Annotated in this window: 13 protein-coding genes; 2 read left to right on the forward strand and 11 right to left on the reverse strand. The window is 72.8% G+C overall.

Translation table 11 applies throughout. The features are described 5' to 3' along the window. Together AB0C69_RS20225 and AB0C69_RS20230 are read right to left on the reverse strand one after the other, a co-directional pair. The coding region (locus AB0C69_RS20225) for a thiamine pyrophosphate-binding protein (protein WP_360355584.1) at positions 1-822 on the reverse strand (822 nt) is incomplete at its 3' end. 274 nt (positions 823-1,096) lie between these two features. Beyond that, positions 1,097-3,922 (reverse strand): EAL domain-containing protein, encoded by a 2,826-nt coding sequence (locus AB0C69_RS20230; RefSeq protein WP_360355586.1) that lies wholly within the window; start codon positions 3,920-3,922, stop codon positions 1,097-1,099. 366 nt (positions 3,923-4,288) lie between these two features. On the opposite strand from AB0C69_RS20230, the gene AB0C69_RS20235 reads away from it, so the two are divergent. Beyond that, positions 4,289-5,428 carry a PQQ-dependent sugar dehydrogenase gene (locus AB0C69_RS20235; RefSeq protein ID WP_360355589.1) on the forward strand — a complete coding sequence of 380 codons (1,140 nt, stop codon included), beginning with the start codon at positions 4,289-4,291 and terminating at the stop codon, positions 5,426-5,428. 96 nt (positions 5,429-5,524) lie between these two features. Here AB0C69_RS20235 and gatB read toward each other — a convergent pair whose 3' ends face one another. The 3 genes from gatB to gatC all read right to left on the reverse strand — a co-directional run bounded on the left by gatB (position 5,525) and on the right by gatC (position 8,920). Further along, a complete protein-coding gene (gene gatB / locus AB0C69_RS20240) occupies positions 5,525-7,009 on the reverse strand; it encodes an Asp-tRNA(Asn)/Glu-tRNA(Gln) amidotransferase subunit GatB (protein ID WP_360355604.1) in 1,485 nt (494 codons plus the stop codon). Positions 7,010-7,023: 14 nt separating this feature from the next. Continuing rightward, a complete protein-coding gene (gatA, locus tag AB0C69_RS20245) occupies positions 7,024-8,478 on the reverse strand; it encodes an Asp-tRNA(Asn)/Glu-tRNA(Gln) amidotransferase subunit GatA (RefSeq protein ID WP_360355607.1) in 1,455 nt (484 codons plus the stop codon). Between the two features lie 142 nt (positions 8,479-8,620). After that, positions 8,621-8,920, reverse strand: a complete 300-nt coding sequence (gatC, locus tag AB0C69_RS20250; protein ID WP_345174812.1) for an Asp-tRNA(Asn)/Glu-tRNA(Gln) amidotransferase subunit GatC — start codon at positions 8,918-8,920, stop codon at positions 8,621-8,623. A gap of 178 nt (positions 8,921-9,098) precedes the next feature. Here gatC and AB0C69_RS20255 point away from each other — a divergent pair, with 178 nt between their 5' ends. Then, the gene (locus AB0C69_RS20255) at positions 9,099-9,347 is read left to right on the forward strand and encodes a DUF6458 family protein (RefSeq protein WP_345174811.1); all 249 of its coding nucleotides are present in this window, start codon (positions 9,099-9,101) and stop codon (positions 9,345-9,347) included. 140 nt (positions 9,348-9,487) lie between these two features. On the opposite strand, the gene AB0C69_RS20260 is transcribed toward AB0C69_RS20255, so the two are convergent. From AB0C69_RS20260 to mnmA, 6 genes are all read right to left on the reverse strand, one after another. Then, the gene (locus AB0C69_RS20260; RefSeq protein WP_353834074.1) at positions 9,488-11,602 is read right to left on the reverse strand and encodes an EAL domain-containing protein; all 2,115 of its coding nucleotides are present in this window, start codon (positions 11,600-11,602) and stop codon (positions 9,488-9,490) included. Between the two features lie 258 nt (positions 11,603-11,860). Then, on the reverse strand, positions 11,861-14,029 hold the full coding sequence (gene ligA / locus AB0C69_RS20265; protein ID WP_345174808.1) for an NAD-dependent DNA ligase LigA: 2,169 nt from the start codon (positions 14,027-14,029) through the stop codon (positions 11,861-11,863). Positions 14,030-14,080: 51 nt separating this feature from the next. Further along, entirely contained in the window at positions 14,081-15,082 is a 1,002-nt protein-coding gene (locus tag AB0C69_RS20270) for a methionine synthase (RefSeq protein ID WP_360355593.1), read from the reverse strand. Between the two features lie 33 nt (positions 15,083-15,115). After that, the gene (locus AB0C69_RS20275; protein ID WP_360355596.1) at positions 15,116-15,259 is read right to left on the reverse strand and encodes a hypothetical protein; all 144 of its coding nucleotides are present in this window, start codon (positions 15,257-15,259) and stop codon (positions 15,116-15,118) included. Next, positions 15,256-15,933, reverse strand: coding sequence for an LLM class F420-dependent oxidoreductase (locus tag AB0C69_RS20280; protein ID WP_360355598.1), 678 nt, complete (start codon positions 15,931-15,933; stop codon positions 15,256-15,258). Before AB0C69_RS20280 ends, AB0C69_RS20275 begins: the two co-directional genes overlap by 4 nt. Positions 15,934-15,957: 24 nt before the next feature. After that, on the reverse strand, positions 15,958-17,027 hold a 1,070-nt coding region (gene mnmA, locus AB0C69_RS20285; protein WP_360355601.1), incomplete at its 5' end, for a tRNA 2-thiouridine(34) synthase MnmA.

Genomic DNA, 17,027 nt, shown 5'->3' on the forward strand with positions numbered 1-17,027 from the left:
GTCGGCGCGCTGCAGGGCGCCGACCGCGCCGACCGTGCCGTGCATGCCCGGCATGCCCATGTTCAGCGGGTGGCTGTCGGGCAGCGCGCCCTTGGCCATCAGCGTGGTGACGACCGGCGCGCCGGTCAGCTCGGCGAGCACCTTCAGCTCGGCGGCCGCGCCCGCCTTCAGCACGCCGCCGCCGACGTACAGCACCGGGCGCCGCGCCTGGACGATCAGCCGTGCCGCCTCGCGGACCTGCTTGGAGTGCGGCCGGGTGACGGGCCGGTACCCGGGCAGCTGCAGCGCGACCGGCCACTCGAACCCGACCGTGGCCTGCAGGGCGTCCTTGGCGATGTCGACCAGGACGGGGCCGGGCCGCCCGGTGCCCGCGATGTGGAACGCCTCGGCGATGGTGCGGCCGATGTCCTCGGCCTGGGTGACCAGGAAGTTGTGCTTGGTGATCGGCATCGTGATGCCGGCGATGTCGGCCTCCTGGAAGCCGTCGGTGCCGATCAGCGAGGACGCGACCTGCCCCGTGATCGCCACGATCGGCACCGAGTCCATGTAGGCGTCGGAGATCGCCGTGACGAGGTTCGTCGCGCCCGGCCCGCTGGTGGCCATGCAGACGCCCACCTTGCCGGTCACCATCGCGTAGCCCTGGGCGGCGTGGCCGGCGCCCTGCTCGTGCCGGACGAGGATGTGGCGCAGCTTCCTGGAGTCGAACAGCGGGTCGTACGCCGGGAGGATCGCGCCACCCGGAATCCCGAACACGGTGTCGACGCCGACGTTCTCCAGGGCGCGGACCAGCGCCTGGGCTCCCGTCATCTGTTCGATCGTCATGATTCTGCGGTTCCTTGGGGAGTGAGTCTTGGCTCGCCGGGCAACAAAAAACCCCCGCCGCCGTGGAGCGGTCGAGGGGAGGCGCGCAGGACGGAAAGCTTGGTCAGCCTGCGCGCCGACCAAGTACTACGAGGATGGTGGAGGTGCTCTGCACGTGCCCACTTTCGCCGATGTCCGGCCAACGGTCAAATCCTTGGACGCATTGTCTCATATGTCGAGACGGAGTGTCGTCCGGCAGGGGCGCCTCCCGGCATGACCGCCCCGCGCACCGCGGTCACCCCGGCAGCGGGAGCGGGACGTCGCCCGGACGGGCCTTGCCCGCGAGGTTCGTCCGCACCAGCGACTCGACCCGCCGCGCCGCCATCGGCCGCGCCACGAGGAACCCCTGGCCGCGCGGGCACCCCATCTCCCGCAGCAGCTCCAGCTGCTCGGGCCGCTCGATGCCCTCCGCCACCACGGTCAGCCCGAGGTCGCTGCCGAGCCGCACGATCGTCCGGGTGAGCAGCGTCAGGGTCTCGTCCGAACCGAGCCCCGCCACGAACGACGGGTCGATCTTGATGATGTCGACCGGGAGCTGCCCGAGGTAGGCCAGCGAGGCGTACCCGGTGCCGAAGTCGTCGATCGCGAGCCGGACGCCGAGGTCGCGCAGCTGGGACAGGCGCTCGACGTTCTGGTCGGCGTCCTCGACGAGGACCTCCTCGCGCACCTCCAGCGTGAGCGCCTGCGGCGGCAGCCCCGTCTCCGCCAGCGCCGCCGCGACCGACTCCACGAACCGGGGCGCGGCGATCTGCCGGGCGGTGAAGTTCACCGACAGGCCCACGTCCCACGAGTCGCCGCGCCAGCGGGCGACCTCCCGGCACGCCTCCCGCAGCATCCAGTCGCCGAGCGGGATCATCAGGCCGGACTCCTCGGCCAGGCCGATGAACTCCTCCGGCGGCACCGCCTCGTTCCCCCGGCGCCAGCGCAGCAGCGCCTCCACGCCGGTCACGCGGGAGGTGGCCAGGTCGACGACCGGCTGGAACTCCACGGAGAACTGCTCCTCCGCGAGCGCCGCCTGCAGGTCGCTGCCGAGCTCCAGCCGCCGGACGACGTCGGCGTGCATGTGCGGCGCGTACACCTCGACGCGCCCGCCGCCGAGCTCCTTCGCGCGGGCCATCGCGAGGTCGCCGTTGCGGATCAGTTCGGCGGCGCTGCGGCGGAGCCGGCGCCCCGCGTCCGATCCGCCGCCGTTCGGCTGCTCCGCGTCGGCGGCGAACGCGATGCCGACACTCGCCGTCAGCACGATGTGCTTGTTGCCGACCTGGTATGGGTCGACCGAAAGCACGCGAAGGAGCCGACCGGCCAGTTCGACTGTGGCGCGCGTCTCACGGTCGTCCGGCGGGAGCTGCACCAGGACCGCGAACTCGTCGCCGCCCCACCGCGCCACCGTGTCGTCGGCCTGGACGTTCGCGCGCAGCCGCCGGGCCGCCTGCGCGAGCACCTGGTCGCCGGCCGCGTGGCCGTCGGAGTCGTTCACGGCGGTGAACCCGTCGATGTCGACGAACACGACCGCGGCCTTGCCGCCGGACGCCTGCCGCGACAGCACCTCCCGCGTGCGCTCCTCGAAGTACGACCGGTTCGGCAGGCCCGTCAGGCCGTCGTGGAAGGTCAGATGGGCGACCTGCCGTTGCAGCGCCGCCCGCTCGCTCAGGTCGCGGGTGGTGACCAGCAGCCGGGACGGCGCCCCGCCCGACCCCTTGTAGCGGGAGATCGTGGACTCCGTCGGCAGCCACGTCCCGTCGGCCGCGCGCAGCCGGCACGACACGCGCAGCGCGTCCTGCGGCCCCACGTCGGACGGCTCGTCCAGGAACTCGGTGAACACCTGCTGGACGCGCGGCAGGTCCTCCGGGTGGATGATCTCGTTCAGCGGGCGGCCGAGCAGCTCGTCCTGGGTGTAGCGGTAGGTCCGCAGGGCGCCCGCGCTGGCGTGCCGGACGGTGGCGTCGAGGTCGCAGATGAGCACCGCGTCGTCGATGCTCTCCGACAGGGCCCGGAAGTGCTCCTCGCCGGTGTCCACGGCCCGGCGCAGCGCCTCGTTCTCCCGCAGCAGCGCCGCCAGGCGCGCGATCAGCACCAGCGCGGCCGAGCCCGCGGCGATCGAGATCGCCGGCTCCAGGCCGTCGTTGCCGGCGATCGAGTGGCCCGCGATGAACAGCGCGGCCGCGGCGGCCACCGCGGCGGGCGCGAGACCGGGGCCGATCATGCGGCCGCACTCCTCGGCGGGCGCCGCGACGTCCTCGGGGATGTCGTCGACGGGCAGCTCCGGCTCGGCGGCCGGGCCCGTCCACGGCACCAGCAGCAGGAGCAGCAGCCCCGCCAGGCGCAGGATGTCGGACGGATCCTCGGCCGACCCGCCCCCGTCCAGCCGGACGAACGTGGTCACGATGTCGGCCGCCGCGATGGCCGCCAGCGCGCCGTACCCCATCCAGGCGAGGCGGCGGTGCCCGCGCGCGGCGCCGAGCACGAAGGGCAGCGCCCCGCAGACGAACACGATGTCGATCAGCGGGTAGAGCAGTTCCAGCAGGAACTCCGGCGGCGACTCCCCCGACCGGTGGTACAGGTTCCCGAACAGGGCCACCCAGCCGAGGACGAACAGCGCGCAGGCGCAGACGTAGGTGTCGGCGGCGTAGCGCAGCCACGTGCCCGCGTCGCGGGGCAGCCGGATCGGCGCGACCAGCCCGATGACGAGCGCGACCAGCGCGACCAGGTAGAACAGGTCGGGCACCGACAGCGACAGGGCGCTGCGGCCGGAGCCGTACGCCAGCGCGCCGCCGACCGCGCCGACGAACCAGGAGGCGGCGGCGATGCCGTACCACCGCCAGGACGCGCGCCAGATGCCGCCGGGGGCGGCCGCCTGATCGGCGGACGGCCCGTCGGGGCGCCGGGACGACAGCAGCAGGGAGATCGCGGCGGCGCCCGCGGCGCCGGCCTCGGTCCAGGCGATGAAGGCGCGGCCGCCCCAGCCGAGCAGCGAGCCGGTGGCGTACAGCACACCGACGATCGCCGCCAGGGCGACCGGCAGCGCACGCGGCGGTACCCGCCTGGCGTAGTCGCCGCTCATCGCGCCGCGTCCCTTCCTGCCCGATGGGCTGATCGGCCCTGGCGGAGGCCGCGCCGCGCCAGGGGAGTTGGGGGCCACGACCCTCGCCGCCTGGATAACGGCCCGAAGGTCACGGATGGTGCCCCGCGCCGGATCGGCGCGGACCGGTGGCGAGCGCACCGGCCTCGCCTGCCCGGGGATCAGCGACGTTGCTGCACTACGGGATCACCGTGTCGCTCACTGTACGTTCGGTAGGTCACGGAGCGATTGAGGCTGGGCGACCTTCCCGCGACGAACGGCCTCGTCTCGGATCCGTTTGGGACGTCCGAAAGCCGAACATCCCCGGATCGCCGGCTTGCCCGGGATTACGCTGCGTAACAGGGAACGGTGAGCACCCGGGATCCGTACTACCTGCGGGAGGCGCTCATGCGACAGCACACCATCCTCGCCCCGGTCGTCGTGGCCTCGGCGGCCGCGCTCCTCGCGGCCTGCTCGTCCTCGCCGTCCGGAGGCGGAGAGGGCAGGACCCCGCCGCCGGCGTCCGCCACCCCGTCCGCGACCGGCGGCGGGCCCGGCATGCCCCGCTCCGTCACCGAGAACCTCAAGGTGCCGTGGGCCGTGGCGTTCCTGCCCGGAGCCGACGCGCTGGTCACCGAACGGGACACCGCCCGGCTCCTGCGCGTCACGCCGTCCGGGCGCGCGACGACGGTCGCCACGGTGCCCGGTGTGGACGCGAAAGGTGAGGGCGGTCTCCTCGGCGTCGCGGTGTCCCCGTCTTACGGCACCGACCATTTCGTCTACCTGTACTACACGGCCGCGTCCGACAACCGTGTCGTGCGCGCCACCTATGACGGCCGTCTCAGCGACCTGAAACCGATCGTCACCGGCATCCCCAAGGGCTCCATCCACAACGGGGGGCGCCTGGCCTTCGGCCCCGACAAGATGCTCTACGTCACCACCGGCGAGACCGGCGAGACCGGCATGGCGCAGGACAGGAACTCCCTCGGCGGCAAGATCCTCCGGGTCACCCCCGAGGGCGCCCCCGCACCCGGCAACCCGTTCGGCACCCGCGTCTGGACCTACGGGCACCGCAACGTCCAGGGCCTCGCCTGGGACGACGCGGGCCGCCTGTACGCCACCGAGTTCGGCCAGGACCGCTTCGACGAGATCAACCTGATCCGCAAGGGCGGCAACTACGGCTGGCCGGTCGTCGAGGGCGTCGGCCACCGGAAGGGCTTCACCGACCCGCTCCTGACCTGGACGACCGACCAGGCGTCGCCGTCCGGCCTCGCCTACGCGAACGGTTCCCTGTGGGCCGCCGCGCTGCGCGGCGAGCGCCTCTGGCAGGTCCCGCTCGACAACGGCAAGGTGGGGCGCCCCCTCGCCCGCTTCCAGGGCCACTACGGAAGGCTGCGCGCGGTCGTCCGCGCCCCCGACGGCTCACTGTGGGTGACGACCAGCAACAAGGACGGACGAGGCCAACCCCGCCCAGGCGACGACCGCATCATCGACGTCCCCCACCCCTGACCAGCACGACCCGACCGCCCCGCGTTCGGGCTTCGCCGAGGCGTCTCGCCCAGGGGGAGACGCCTCGGCGGACGTTCGGAACCTCGGACCAGAGGGTCAGGAGGCGCCGAGCTTCTCCAGGATCAGCTCGCGGGCGCGGCCGGCGTCGGCCTGGCCGCGGGTGGCCTTCATCACGGCGCCGACGAGGGCGCCGGCGGCGGCGACCTTTCCGGCGCGGATCTTGTCGGCCACATCGGCGTTGCCGGCGATCACCTGGTCGATGACCGAGGACAGCTCGCCCTCGTCGCTGACGACCTTCAGGCCACGCGCGGCGACGACCTCGTCCGGGCCGCCCTCGCCCGCGAGGACGCCCTCGAACACCTTGCGGGCCAGCTTGTCGTTCAGCTCGCCCGCGGTGATCATCGCCTGGACGCGGGCGACCTGCTCGGGCGTGATCGGCAGCTCGGCCAGTTCGACGCCCTGCTCGGTGGCGCGCCGCGACAGCTCGTTCATCCACCACTTGCGGGCGGCCGGGGCGTCGGTGCCCTGCGCGACCGTCGCCTCGATGAGGTCGACGGCGCCGGCGTTGACGACGTCCCGCAGCTCCAGGTCGGACAGCTTCCACTCCCGCTGGATGCGGGCGCGGCGCGCTGCCGGCAGCTCCGGCAGGGTGGCGCGCAGCTCCTCCACCCACTCCCGCGACGGCGCCATCGGCACCAGGTCGGGCTCGGGGAAGTAGCGGTAGTCCTGCGCCTCCTCCTTGCTGCGCCCGCTCGTGGTGCGGCCGGTGTCCTCGTGGAAGTGCCGGGTCTCCTGGACGACGGTGCCGCCCGCGGCCAGCACGCCCGCCTGCCGCTCGATCTCCGACCGGACGGACCGCTCGACCGACCGCAGCGAGTTGACGTTCTTGGTCTCGGTCCGGGTGCCCCACTTCTCGGCGCCGCGCGGCATCAGCGAGACGTTCACGTCGCAGCGCATCGAGCCCTGCTCCATGCGCACGTCCGACACGCCGAGCGACCGGACCAGCTCGCGCAGCTCCGTCGCGTACGCCCGCGCCACCAGCGGCGCCCGGTCACCGGTCGCCGGGATCGGCTTGGTGACGATCTCCACCAGCGGGATGCCCGCCCGGTTGTAGTCGACGAGCGAGTACTCGGCGCCGTGGATGCGCCCGGTCGAGCCGCCGACGTGCAGCGACTTGCCGGTGTCCTCCTCCATGTGGACGCGCTCGATCCCGATCCGGAACGTCTCGCCGTCGACCTCGACGTCCAGGTGGCCGTCCACGCAGATCGGCTCGTCGTACTGCGAGATCTGGTAGTTCTTCGGCATGTCCGGGTAGAAGTAGTTCTTCCGGGCGAACCGGCACCACTCCACGATGTCGCAGTTCAGCGCGAGGCCGATCTTGATGATGCCCTCGATCGCGGCGTGGTTGGTGACCGGCAGCGATCCCGGCAGCCCCAGGCACACCGGGCACACCTGCGTGTTCGGCTCCGCGCCGAACGCCGTCGGGCACCCGCAGAACATCTTGGACGCGGTGCCGAGCTCGATGTGCGTCTCGATGCCGAGGACCGGTTCGTACTTCGCCAGCGCCTCGTCGTAGTCCATCAGGGCCGGAGTGGTCACTTCGCCTCCACCAGTTCCGGGGCCTGGGCCAGCAGCGGGCCGCCCCAGCGCTCTTCGAGGGCCCGCTCGACGGCGGCGCCGACGCGGTAGACGCGGTCGTCGCCGAGGACGGGGGCCATGATCTGCAGGCCGACGGGCAGGCCGTCCGCCAGGCCGCACGGCACCGAGATCGCGGCGTTGCCGGTGAGGTTGGCCGGGATCGTGCACAGGTCGGCCAGGTACATGGCGATCGGGTCGTCGGCGCGCTCGCCGATCGGGAACGCGGTGGTCGGCGTGGTCGGCGAGACCAGCACGTCCACCTGCTCGAACGCCGCCTCGAAGTCGCGCTTGATCAGGGTGCGGACCTGCTGCGCCTTGCCGTAGTAGGCGTCGTAGTAGCCCGACGACAGCGCGTAGGTGCCGAGCATGATGCGCCGCTTCACCTCGGGCCCGAAGCCCTCCGCGCGGGTCAGCGCCATGACCTCCTCGGCGCTGCGGCTGCCGTCGTCGCCGACGCGCAGGCCGTACCGCATCGCGTCGAAACGCGCGAGGTTGGACGAGCACTCCGACGGCGCGATCAGGTAGTACGCGGGCAGCGCGTAGGAGAAGTGCGGGCAGGACACCTCGACGACCTTCGCGCCGAGGGACTCCAGCAGCTCGACCGCCTCGTTGAAGCGCGCCGAGACGCCCGCCTGGTAGCCGTCGCCCGCGAACTCCTTCACGACCCCGACGCGCAGCCCGTTGACGTCGGCGCGGCGCGCGGCCTCCACGACCGGCGGGACGGCCTGGTCCACCGAGGTGGAGTCCATGACGTCGTGGCCGCTGAAGGCCTCGTGCAGCAGCGCCGCGTCCAGCACGTTGCGCGCGAACGGGCCGGGCGTGTCGAGCGAGGACGCGAACGCGATGACCCCGTAGCGGGACGAGCCGCCGTAGGTGGGCTTCATCCCGACGATGCCGGTGACGGCGGCGGGCTGCCGGATGGAGCCGCCGGTGTCGGTGCCGGTGGACAGCGGCGCCTCGTACGCCGCGACCGCCGCCGACGACCCGCCCGACGACCCGCCCGGGATCCGCTCCAGGTCCCACGGGTTGCGGGAGACGAAGTAGGCGCTGTTCTCCGTGGACGAGCCCATCGCGAACTCGTCCATGTTCGTCTTGCCGAGGATCACCAGCCCGGCCTGCCGCAGCCGCGCCGTCACGGTCGCGTCGTACGGCGGCCGCCAGCCCTCAAGGATCTTGGATCCGGCGGTGGTGGGCATGTCCGCGGTGGTGAACACGTCCTTGTGCGCGATGGGGACGCCGGCCAGCGGGCCGAGCTCCTCCCCCGCCGCGCGCCGCTCGTCCACCTCGCGGGCCTGCGCCAGCGTCGTCTCGCGGTCGACGTGCAGGAACGCCTTGACGCTGCCGTCCACCGCCGCGATGCGGTCCAGGTGCGCCTCGGCCACCTCGACGGCCGACGCCTCACCCGCGGCCATCAGCTCCCCGAGCTCCGCCGCACTCTTCCTGACCAGCTCACTCACCGCACGTGTCCTTTCTGGGGGGACGACGCCCCAGGCCCCCCGGGCGTGCCGCCTGAGCGGCGCCCTCCACTCCGCTGCGCTCCGTTCCGGTCACCGCTCAGGCCTCCTCGTCGAGGATCCGCGGCACGCGGAAGCGCTGCTCCTCGGCGGCCGGGGCGCCGGCGAGGGCCTGCTCGGGCCGGAGGCACTCCCGCACCTCGTCCGTCCGGTAGACGTTGGTCAGCGGCAGCGCGTGCGAGGTGGGCGGGATGTCCTCCGCCGCGACCTCCTGCACCCGCGCGACCGCGGAGATGATCTGGTCGAGCTGGGCGGCGAGATGGTCGAGCTCATCGTCGCCGAGCGCCAGCCGGGACAGCCGGGCGAGGTGCGACACCTCGTCACGGGTGATGGCGGACATTGAAGAAACCGTTCCTGCGATGAAGTGGGTTCACGGCCATCCTATGGGCCCGCGCGCCCGCACCCCGACCCGTTTACGCGGGCGTGCCCGCGGCGGGTCGCCCAGGTCGCCCGTTTCATCCCCGCACAGAGGGAACGCTTCTTGCGTCCACCCCCGGGACGAACGAGAGGAGACCGCCGTGACCATCGGCGGCAGCATCGCCCTGATCATCATCGGCGCGATCCTGGCATACGCAGTCAACTACGACATCAGCGGCATCGACATCCGGCTGGTCGGCGTCATCCTCATGATCGGTGGCGTGATCGGCCTCGTCGTCGGCATCGTGCGGATCATGTCCGCCCGCCGCGCCGTCGACCGCCGTCCCCCGCCCGCGGCCGTGCGCGAGGAGTACTACGCCGACGACTACGAGGCCCGTCGCCGCTACTGACCGCGGACACCGCCCCCCGCATCACGCCCCGCGGCGGGCAGGGCGCCCCCTCACCTGGGCGGCGCCCTGCCCGCGCGTCCGCTGGAAGACCCTTCTGGTGCGAAACGGTCCCTGCCCCCATCGGCGTTCGGCCGTGGCGGTCAGGCGCCTCCGGGCGCCTTCACCGAGGGGACGGCGAAGGAGTACAGCCAGTCGGTGGCGGTCGCGGCGTCCATGGGACGGCAGAAGTGCCAGCCCTGGGCGGCGTCGCAGCCCATCTCCCGCAGCCGCTCGGCGGTGGCCGGGTCCTCGACGCCCTCGGCGACCGAGCGCAGCCCGAGCGTGCGAACGAGGTCGACGATCGAGCGGACGATGACGGCGTCGTCGGCCGAGTCGGCCAGGCGCCCCACGAACGATGAGTCGATCTTGATCTCCTCGACGGGCAGGCGCTTGAGCCGCACGAGGGAGGAGTAGCCGGTGCCGAAGTCGTCCAGGCTGAGCGGGATGCCGAGCTCGGCGAGGGCGCTCACCGTGTCGGAGGCGTAGGCGGGCTCGTTCATCAGGATGCGCTCGGTGATCTCCAGCTGGAGCGCGGCGGCGGGCAGGCCGCGGGCGAGCAGGCCCTCCTCGATGACCTCGGTGAGCCCGGTGTCGAGCAGGTCGCGTCCTGAGGCGTTCACCGCGACCTGGACCGGCATGTCCGCCCGCCACCACGCGGCGGTCTGGGCGAGCGCGGCCTGCACGACGTAGTGGGTGATCGAGCGCATCAGGTAGGTCTGCTCGGCGACCGACAGGAACGCCTCGGGCTCCAGGAGGCCCTTGTCGGGGTGGCGCCAGCGCAGCAGGGCCTCCATGCCGACGAGGTGGCCGTCCCGCAGCGAGATCTTCGGTTGGTAGAACAGCTCCAGCTCGGAGCGGTCGATGGCGCGGCGCAGGTCGCCGAGCATGCTGAGCCGGGCCGGGGAGTTGCGGTCCTTGCCGGGCGAGTACGTCTCGACGCCGGTCCGGGCCTCCTTGGCGTTGTACATGGCGACGTCGGCGCGCTGCAGGAGCAGCTCGAAGTCGGGCGCGTGGTCGGGGAACAGCGCGATGCCGACGCTGGCCTCCAGGTCGAACGACATGCCGTCCAGCCGGACGGGTTCGGAGAGCGCGGCGCGCAGCCGGGCGGCGACCTCGCGGGCGGCGGCCTCGTCCCGCACGGTGGGCAACAGCACCGCGAACTCGTCGCCGCCGAGCCGCGCGACGAGGTCGCCGGGGCGGACGCTGTGGGTGAGCCGGTGCGCGACGAGCTGGAGCAGCCGGTCGCCGGTGGGGTGCCCGAGGGTGTCGTTGACCTCCTTGAACCGGTCGAGGTCGAGCAGGAACAGCCCGGCGCGGTGGTCCGGCGGGTCGGCCGCCTTGCGGCGCCGGGCCCCGAGCCCGGCGGCGCGCGGGAGCCGCCGCTCCGCGCCGCGCGCCTCGGCGAGGGCCTCCTCGGTGCGGACGATCAGCAGCTTGCGGTTGGGCAGGCCGGTCAGCCCGTCGTGCAGCGCCTGGTGCTCGCGCCGGACCGAGACGGAGGCGTTGAGGTAGACGGCGATGAACGGCAGGACGATCAGCGGCACGAAGACGGCGGACCGGTCCATCGCGATGACCATCAGCGGGGCGAGGCCGAGCAGCGCCAGGTGCACGAGGACCTGGTAGGCCAGGTCCCAGCGGAGCGCCTTGACGAGCGAGACGCGGGCGTGCAGCGCGACGGCGGCGCCGACGAGGGTGTCGTTGCAGACGAAGTAGACAGCGCCGGCGAGCGCGATCGCGGGCAGGTCGGAGCCGTGCGGCACCCACAGCTGCGAGGGGGTCGCGAGGTCGCCGGAGAGCGCGAGGACGAGCTGGGCGGCGGCCAGGCTGAGCGTGTACTGCGCGACGTTGAAGGCGATGCGGTGCGGGGAGCGGGAGCGGAAGATCCCGCAGGTGATCACGGCGACGGCCTGGAGGGCGGCGGCGATGGGCAGCCCGGCGTACAGCAGCGCGGCGAACGAGAACGTCGTCGAGGTGGTGGCGCCGTTGTTCTCGGTGCTGCCGGGCGTGATGATCGGCCGCAGCTCGCCGAAGATGATGAAGCAGCCGAGGATCCAGAACACGGGGGTTCCGGCGAGCGCGTCCAGGTCGGCGCGGGTCAGCCCGGAGAACGCGGCGGCCGCGGCGGCGAGGCCGAGCAGGATGACGACGACGAAGTAGATCCACAACGGGGAGCCACGGCGTGGCGCCGTGTTCCGCGTGTTGTTCGGGTCCTTCATCACATCCTCGGGGGGCTGCGGGGGGTCGCCCCCCGGCACCGGGCGTCCCCGACCTCGGGGGACGCCCCCCGGGTGTTACGTCCGGAGATTTCAGGTGTGGGTCGTGATGTGAGGGAGGGTACGGCCTTCGCTCAACTTCGCGAAACCGGTTGCGTACGTTCCGTTATTTCCTTTCCGCGTCCGTCCCTCGTCGCTGGGTAGTGGAAGTGTACCCCTGAGTAACGCAACCCTGGTCGAAACCCCCGCAACCACGCCGTGTTAGGCGTCCGCGCGCATAGTTACGTTTTTGGCCGCATCTGGCCCATCGGAGAGTAGGACCCGGAACCCCTCCTCGGCCAGGACCGGCACGCCCAACTTGACCGCTTTGTCGTATTTCGACCCTGGACTGTCGCCGACGACCACGAAGCCCGTCTTCTTCGACACCGACCCGGACACCTTCCCGCCGAGCCGCTGCACCGCCTCGGTCGCCGAGTCGCGGCTGAACCCCTCCAGCGATCCGGTGATCACCACGCTGACGCCCTCCAGCGGGCGCGGCCCCGCGGCCCCCTCGTCCCGCATCCGGACGCCGGCGGCCCGCCATTTGTCGACGATCTCGCGGTGCCAGGGCTCCTCGAACCACTTCTTGATGGACGCGGCGATGGTGGGCCCCACGCCGTCCACCGCGGCGAGCTCCTCCTCCGTCGCCTCGGCGATCGCGTCGAGCGAGCGCATCTCGCGCGCGAGGTCCTGGGCGGCGGACGGCCCGACATGCCGGATCGACAGCGCCACCAGCACCCGCCACAGCGGCTGCCGCTTGGCCTTCTCCAGCTCCTCGAAGAGGATCTCGACCGTCTTCTTCGGCTCGCCCTCCTTGTTGGCGAAGAACGACACCACCTTCGGCTCGCCGGTCTTCGGGTCGGTCTTGGCCGTGCCGGTCCGCTGGTCGAGGACCGGGCTCCTGATCGGGAGCAGCTGGTCGACGGTGAGGTGGAACAGGTCGCCCTCGTTCTTCACCGGCGGGTCGCTCGGCTCCAGCGGCTGGGTGAGCGCGGTCGCCGCGACGTAGCCGAGCGCCTCGATGTCGAGCACCTTGCGGCTCGCCAGGTAGAACAGCCGCTCGCGCAGCTGGCCGGGGCAGCTCCTGGCGTTCGGGCAGCGGATGTCGACGTCGCCCTCCTTCTCGTACGCCAGCTCCGTCCCGCACTCGGGGCAGGTGTCGGGCATGACGAACTCGCGCTCGGACCCGTCGCGCAGCCCGGTCACCGGCGCGACGATCTCGGGGATGACGTCGCCCGCCTTGCGCAGCACGACCGTGTCGCCGATCAGCACGCCCTTGCGCCTGACCTCGCTCGCGTTGTGCAGCGTCGCCCGCTCCACCGTGGACCCGGCGACCTTGATCGGCTCCATCACCCCGTAGGGGGTGACGCGCCCGGTCCGCCCCACGCCGACCCTGATGTCGAGGAGCTTGGTGTTGACCTCCTCCGGCGGGTACTTCCACGCGATCGCCCAGCGCGGCGCCCGGCTCGTCGACCCGAGCCGGCGCTGCAGCGCGAACTGGTCGACCTTGACGACGACCCCGTCGATCTCGTAGGCGGTGCCGTGCCGGTCCTCGCCGTACTCCTCGATGTACTCGCGGACGGCGCCGAGCCCGGAGACGACCTTGTAGCGGTCGCTGACCGGCAGGCCCCAGCCGCGCATCAGCTCGTACGCGCCGGACTGGCTGTCGGGCTGCTCCCCGCCCCGCCACGCGCCGAACCCGTGGACGAGCATGCCGAGCGGCCGGTGCGCGGTCACCCGCGGGTCCTTCTGCCGCAGCGAGCCCGCCGCCGCGTTGCGCGGGTTGGCGAAGGGCTCCTTGCCCGCCTCGATCTGGACCGCGTTGACCTGCTCGAACCCCTCGACCGGCAGGAAGACCTCGCCGCGGACCTCCAGGACGTCCGGCCAGCCCTCGCCGGCCAGCCGGGCGGGGATGTCGGCGATGGTGCGGACGTTGTTGGTGACGTCCTCGCCGGTGCGCCCGTCGCCGCGGGTGACCCCGCGCACGAGCCGCCCCTTCTCGTACGTCAGCGCGATCGCCAGGCCGTCGATCTTCAGCTCGCACAGGTAGCCGGCGACCTCGCCGACCTCCTTGACGACCCGCTCGTCCCAGGCGAGCAGCTCCTCGGCGCTCATCGCGTTGTCGAGGCTCTGCATCCGCTCCAGATGCTGGACGGTCGCGAAGTCGGTGACGATGGGCGCGCCGACCCGCTGTGTCGGCGAGTCGGGCGTGACCAGCTCCGGATACCGCTCCTCCAGCGCCCGGATGTCGCGCATCATCCGGTCGTACTCGGCGTCGGAGAGCGTCGGCTGGTCGAGGACGTAGTACCGGTAGTTGGCCTCGTCGAGCCGCTCGCTCAGCTCCTTGTGGCGCTGCCGCGCCTCGGTCGGAACGCCGTCGCTCATGGTCATGCCCCCATTCTCGCCAACGGGACCGACAATATGAGCCCTCGGCGCGCCCTTCTAGAGAGCCGCTTCGTAGAGCATCCGGGCGGTGTCGCGGCAGCGTTTGAGGGCGGCGCGGACGTGGCGGGGCGAGGCGCCCGCCATGCCGCAGGCCGGAGTGATCACGACTTGTTCGGCCAGCCGCTGGGCGGGGAAGCCGAAGCGGCGCCACAGCTCCCGCACCGGCTCGGCGGTCGCCTTGAGGGGCGGAAGGGCGGCGTCGGTCGCGGGGACGGCGCCGAGGAACAGGCCGATCCCCGCGTCGATCGCCTCCCCCACGGCGTCGTCGTCGCGTCTCGGGACCAGGCGCAGGTCGATGGAGAGGGCCTTCGCGCCGGCGCCGCGCAGGAGGTCGTAGGGGACGTTCCGGGCGCAGCAGTGCACGACGGGGTAGGCGTCCGTCGCGCCGATCACGGTGCGGAGGGCCTCTTCGGCGATCGGCGCCTCGATCGCCCGTAGGCGGGAGAAGCCGCTGGCGGTCGGGACCGTCCCGGCCAGGGCGGCGGGCAGGCCGGGCTCGTCCAACTGCAGGATGATCTGCGCCGCCGGGAGCCGGCGCTGGACGTCGGCCACGTGGGCGGCGACGCCCTCGGCCAGCGAGGCGGTCAGGTCGCGGACGGCGCCTGGGTCCTTCAGCGCCCGGTCGCCGTGCCGCAGCTCGATCGAGGCGGCCAGCGTCCACGGCCCGCAGACCTGGATCTTGAACGGCCCGTCGTGGCCGCCCGCGACCTCCTCCAGGACGTCCAGGTCGCGGGCGAGGTGGTCGAGGGAGCGCTGCGTGTCGCGTCCCGGACGGTCGGAGAACCGCCAGCCGGACGGCTCCAGGTGCACGGGCATCTCGACCAGCAGGCCGGCGGTCCGTCCCGCCAGGTCGGCGCCGGGGCCGCGGGCCGGCAGCTCGGGCAGGTGCGGCAGCTCGGGCAGTTCGCCGAGGACGATCCGCAGCGCCTCGGCGGGGTCCTCCCCCGGATAGGACCCGACGCCGGTCGCCGTCCCGGCCTGCCACGGAAAGCTCGTCACCCGGCAAACCCTATCGGCGCCGCGGGACGGCGATCACAGCAGCGCGGCCAGCCGGTCGAGGCGGCGGAGCGTGCCGTCCTCCGGCTCGGTCCGCAGGTTGAACAGGACCTCGTCGGCGCCCGCGGCCTCCAGCTCGGCGACGGCCTCCGGCCTGGCCGGGACGGCGAACACCGTCACCGGGTCCGGCGTCCCGCCCGCTCGCGCAGGTCCGCGATCCGGGCGGCGAGATCACCGGTTCCGCGGCCGTAGAGCGGCATCCATCCGTCGCCGTACTCCGCGACCCGGTCGAGCGCCGTGAGCCCCGAGCCGCCGACCAGCACGGGCGGATGCGGGTCCTGGACGGGCTTGGGGTAGGAGAACACCGGGTCGAAGTCGACGAACTCGCCGTGGAACTCGGCCCGCTCCTTCGTCCACAGCTCCTTGACCGCCAGCACCCGCTCGCGCATCAGCCGCATCCGGGTCGCCGGGTCGGTGCCGTGGTTGCGCATCTCCTCCCGGTTCCAGCCGGCGCCGACGCCGAGCACGGCGCGTCCGCCGGAGACCAGGTCGAGGGAGGCGGTCTCCTTCGCCAGCGTGATCGGGTCGCGCTGGACGACCAGCGCGATGCCCGTCCCGAGCCGGAGGCGCGCGGTGACGGCGGCGGCCGCCGACAGCGCGACGAACGGGTCGAGCGTCCGGTAGTAGATGCGCGGCAGCTCGCCGCCGCCCGGATACTCCGACTCCCGCTTCACGGGGATGTGCGTGTGCTCGGTGACGAACAGGGACCCGAACCCGCGCTCCTCCAGCGCCCGCCCGAGCGCGGCGGGGCCGATCCCCTCATCGGTCACGAACGTCGAGACACCGAACCGCATCGCACTCTCCTTCCGGCACCCTGGTCAGGCGGGGACGCGCGCGGTCTCCGCGATCGTGGCCGACCCGAGGACGCGGTCGCCGTCGTAGAGGACGGCGGCCTGGCCGGTCGCCACGCCCCGCGCGGGCGTGGCCAGGCGGACGCGCAGCTCGTTCCCGGTGTGCTCGGCCGTGCAGTCGTAGACCTCGCCGTGCGCGCGGAGCTGGACCTGGCACTCGAACGGGCCCCGCGGGGCCTCGCTCAGCCACACGGGGCGCTCGCCGGTGATCTCGTGGACGTCCAGCGACTCGCGCGGCCCCACCGTCACGGTGTTGGTGACCGGCGAGATGTCGAGGACGTAGCGGGGCCGCCCGTCCGGCGCCGGGGTGCCGATCCGCAGGCCCCTGCGCTGGCCGATCGTGTAGGCGTAGGCGCCGTCGTGCTCGCCGACCTCGTTGCCGTCGGCGTCGACGATCGGGCCGGGCGCCGACCCCAGCCGCTCGGCCAGGAAGCCGCGCGTGTCGCCGTCGGCGATGAAGCAGATGTCGTGGCTGTCGGGCTTGTCGGCGACCTGGAGGCCGCGGCGCTCCGCCTCCAGCCGGATGTCGGCCTTGGAGGTGTCGCCGAGCGGGAACAGCGCGTGCGCGAGCTGCTCGGGCGTGCAGACGGCCAGGACGTACGACTGGTCCTTGCCCGCGTCGACGCCGCGCCGCAGGACGCCGCCGTCCAGCCGCGCGTAGTGGCCGGTGCAGACGGCGTCGAAGCCGAGCGCCATCGCCCGGTCCAGCAGCGCCGCGAACTTGATCTTCTCGTTGCAGCGCAGGCACGGGTTCGGGGTGCGGCCCGCCGCGTACTCGCTGACGAAGTCCTCCACCACGTCCCGGTGGAAGCGCTCGGCGAGGTCCCACACGTAGAACGGGATGCCGATCACGTCGGCGGCGCGGCGGGCGTCCCGGGAGTCCTCCAGGGTGCAGCAGCCGCGCGCCCCCGTCCGGTACGACTGGGGATTGCTGGACAGGGCCATGTGGACGCCGGTCACATCGTGCCCGGCCTCGGCGGCGCGGGCGGCGGCCACGGCGGAGTCGACGCCGCCCGACATGGCGGCGAGTACACGGA

Origin of the sequence: Actinomadura sp. NPDC048032 (assembly GCF_040653175.1) — a bacterium.
GTDB classification, from domain to species: domain Bacteria; phylum Actinomycetota; class Actinomycetes; order Streptosporangiales; family Streptosporangiaceae; genus Spirillospora; species Spirillospora verrucosospora.

Excerpts from the sequence above, each read along its gene's own strand:
- gatC (WP_345174812.1), bottom strand. The coding sequence starts at position 8,920 with ATGTCCGCCATCACCCGTGACGAGGTGTCGCACCTCGCCCGGCTGTCC.
- gatB (WP_360355604.1), bottom strand. The coding sequence starts at position 7,009 with ATGGACTACGACGAGGCGCTGGCGAAGTACGAACCGGTCCTCGGCATC.
- AB0C69_RS20260 (WP_353834074.1), bottom strand. The coding sequence starts at position 11,602 with ATGAAGGACCCGAACAACACGCGGAACACGGCGCCACGCCGTGGCTCC.
- gatA (WP_360355607.1), bottom strand. The coding sequence starts at position 8,478 with ATGGCCGCGGGTGAGGCGTCGGCCGTCGAGGTGGCCGAGGCGCACCTG.
- AB0C69_RS20280 (WP_360355598.1), bottom strand. The coding sequence starts at position 15,933 with ATGCGGTTCGGTGTCTCGACGTTCGTGACCGATGAGGGGATCGGCCCC.
- AB0C69_RS20230 (WP_360355586.1), bottom strand. The coding sequence starts at position 3,922 with ATGAGCGGCGACTACGCCAGGCGGGTACCGCCGCGTGCGCTGCCGGTC.
- ligA (WP_345174808.1), bottom strand. The coding sequence starts at position 14,029 with ATGACCATGAGCGACGGCGTTCCGACCGAGGCGCGGCAGCGCCACAAG.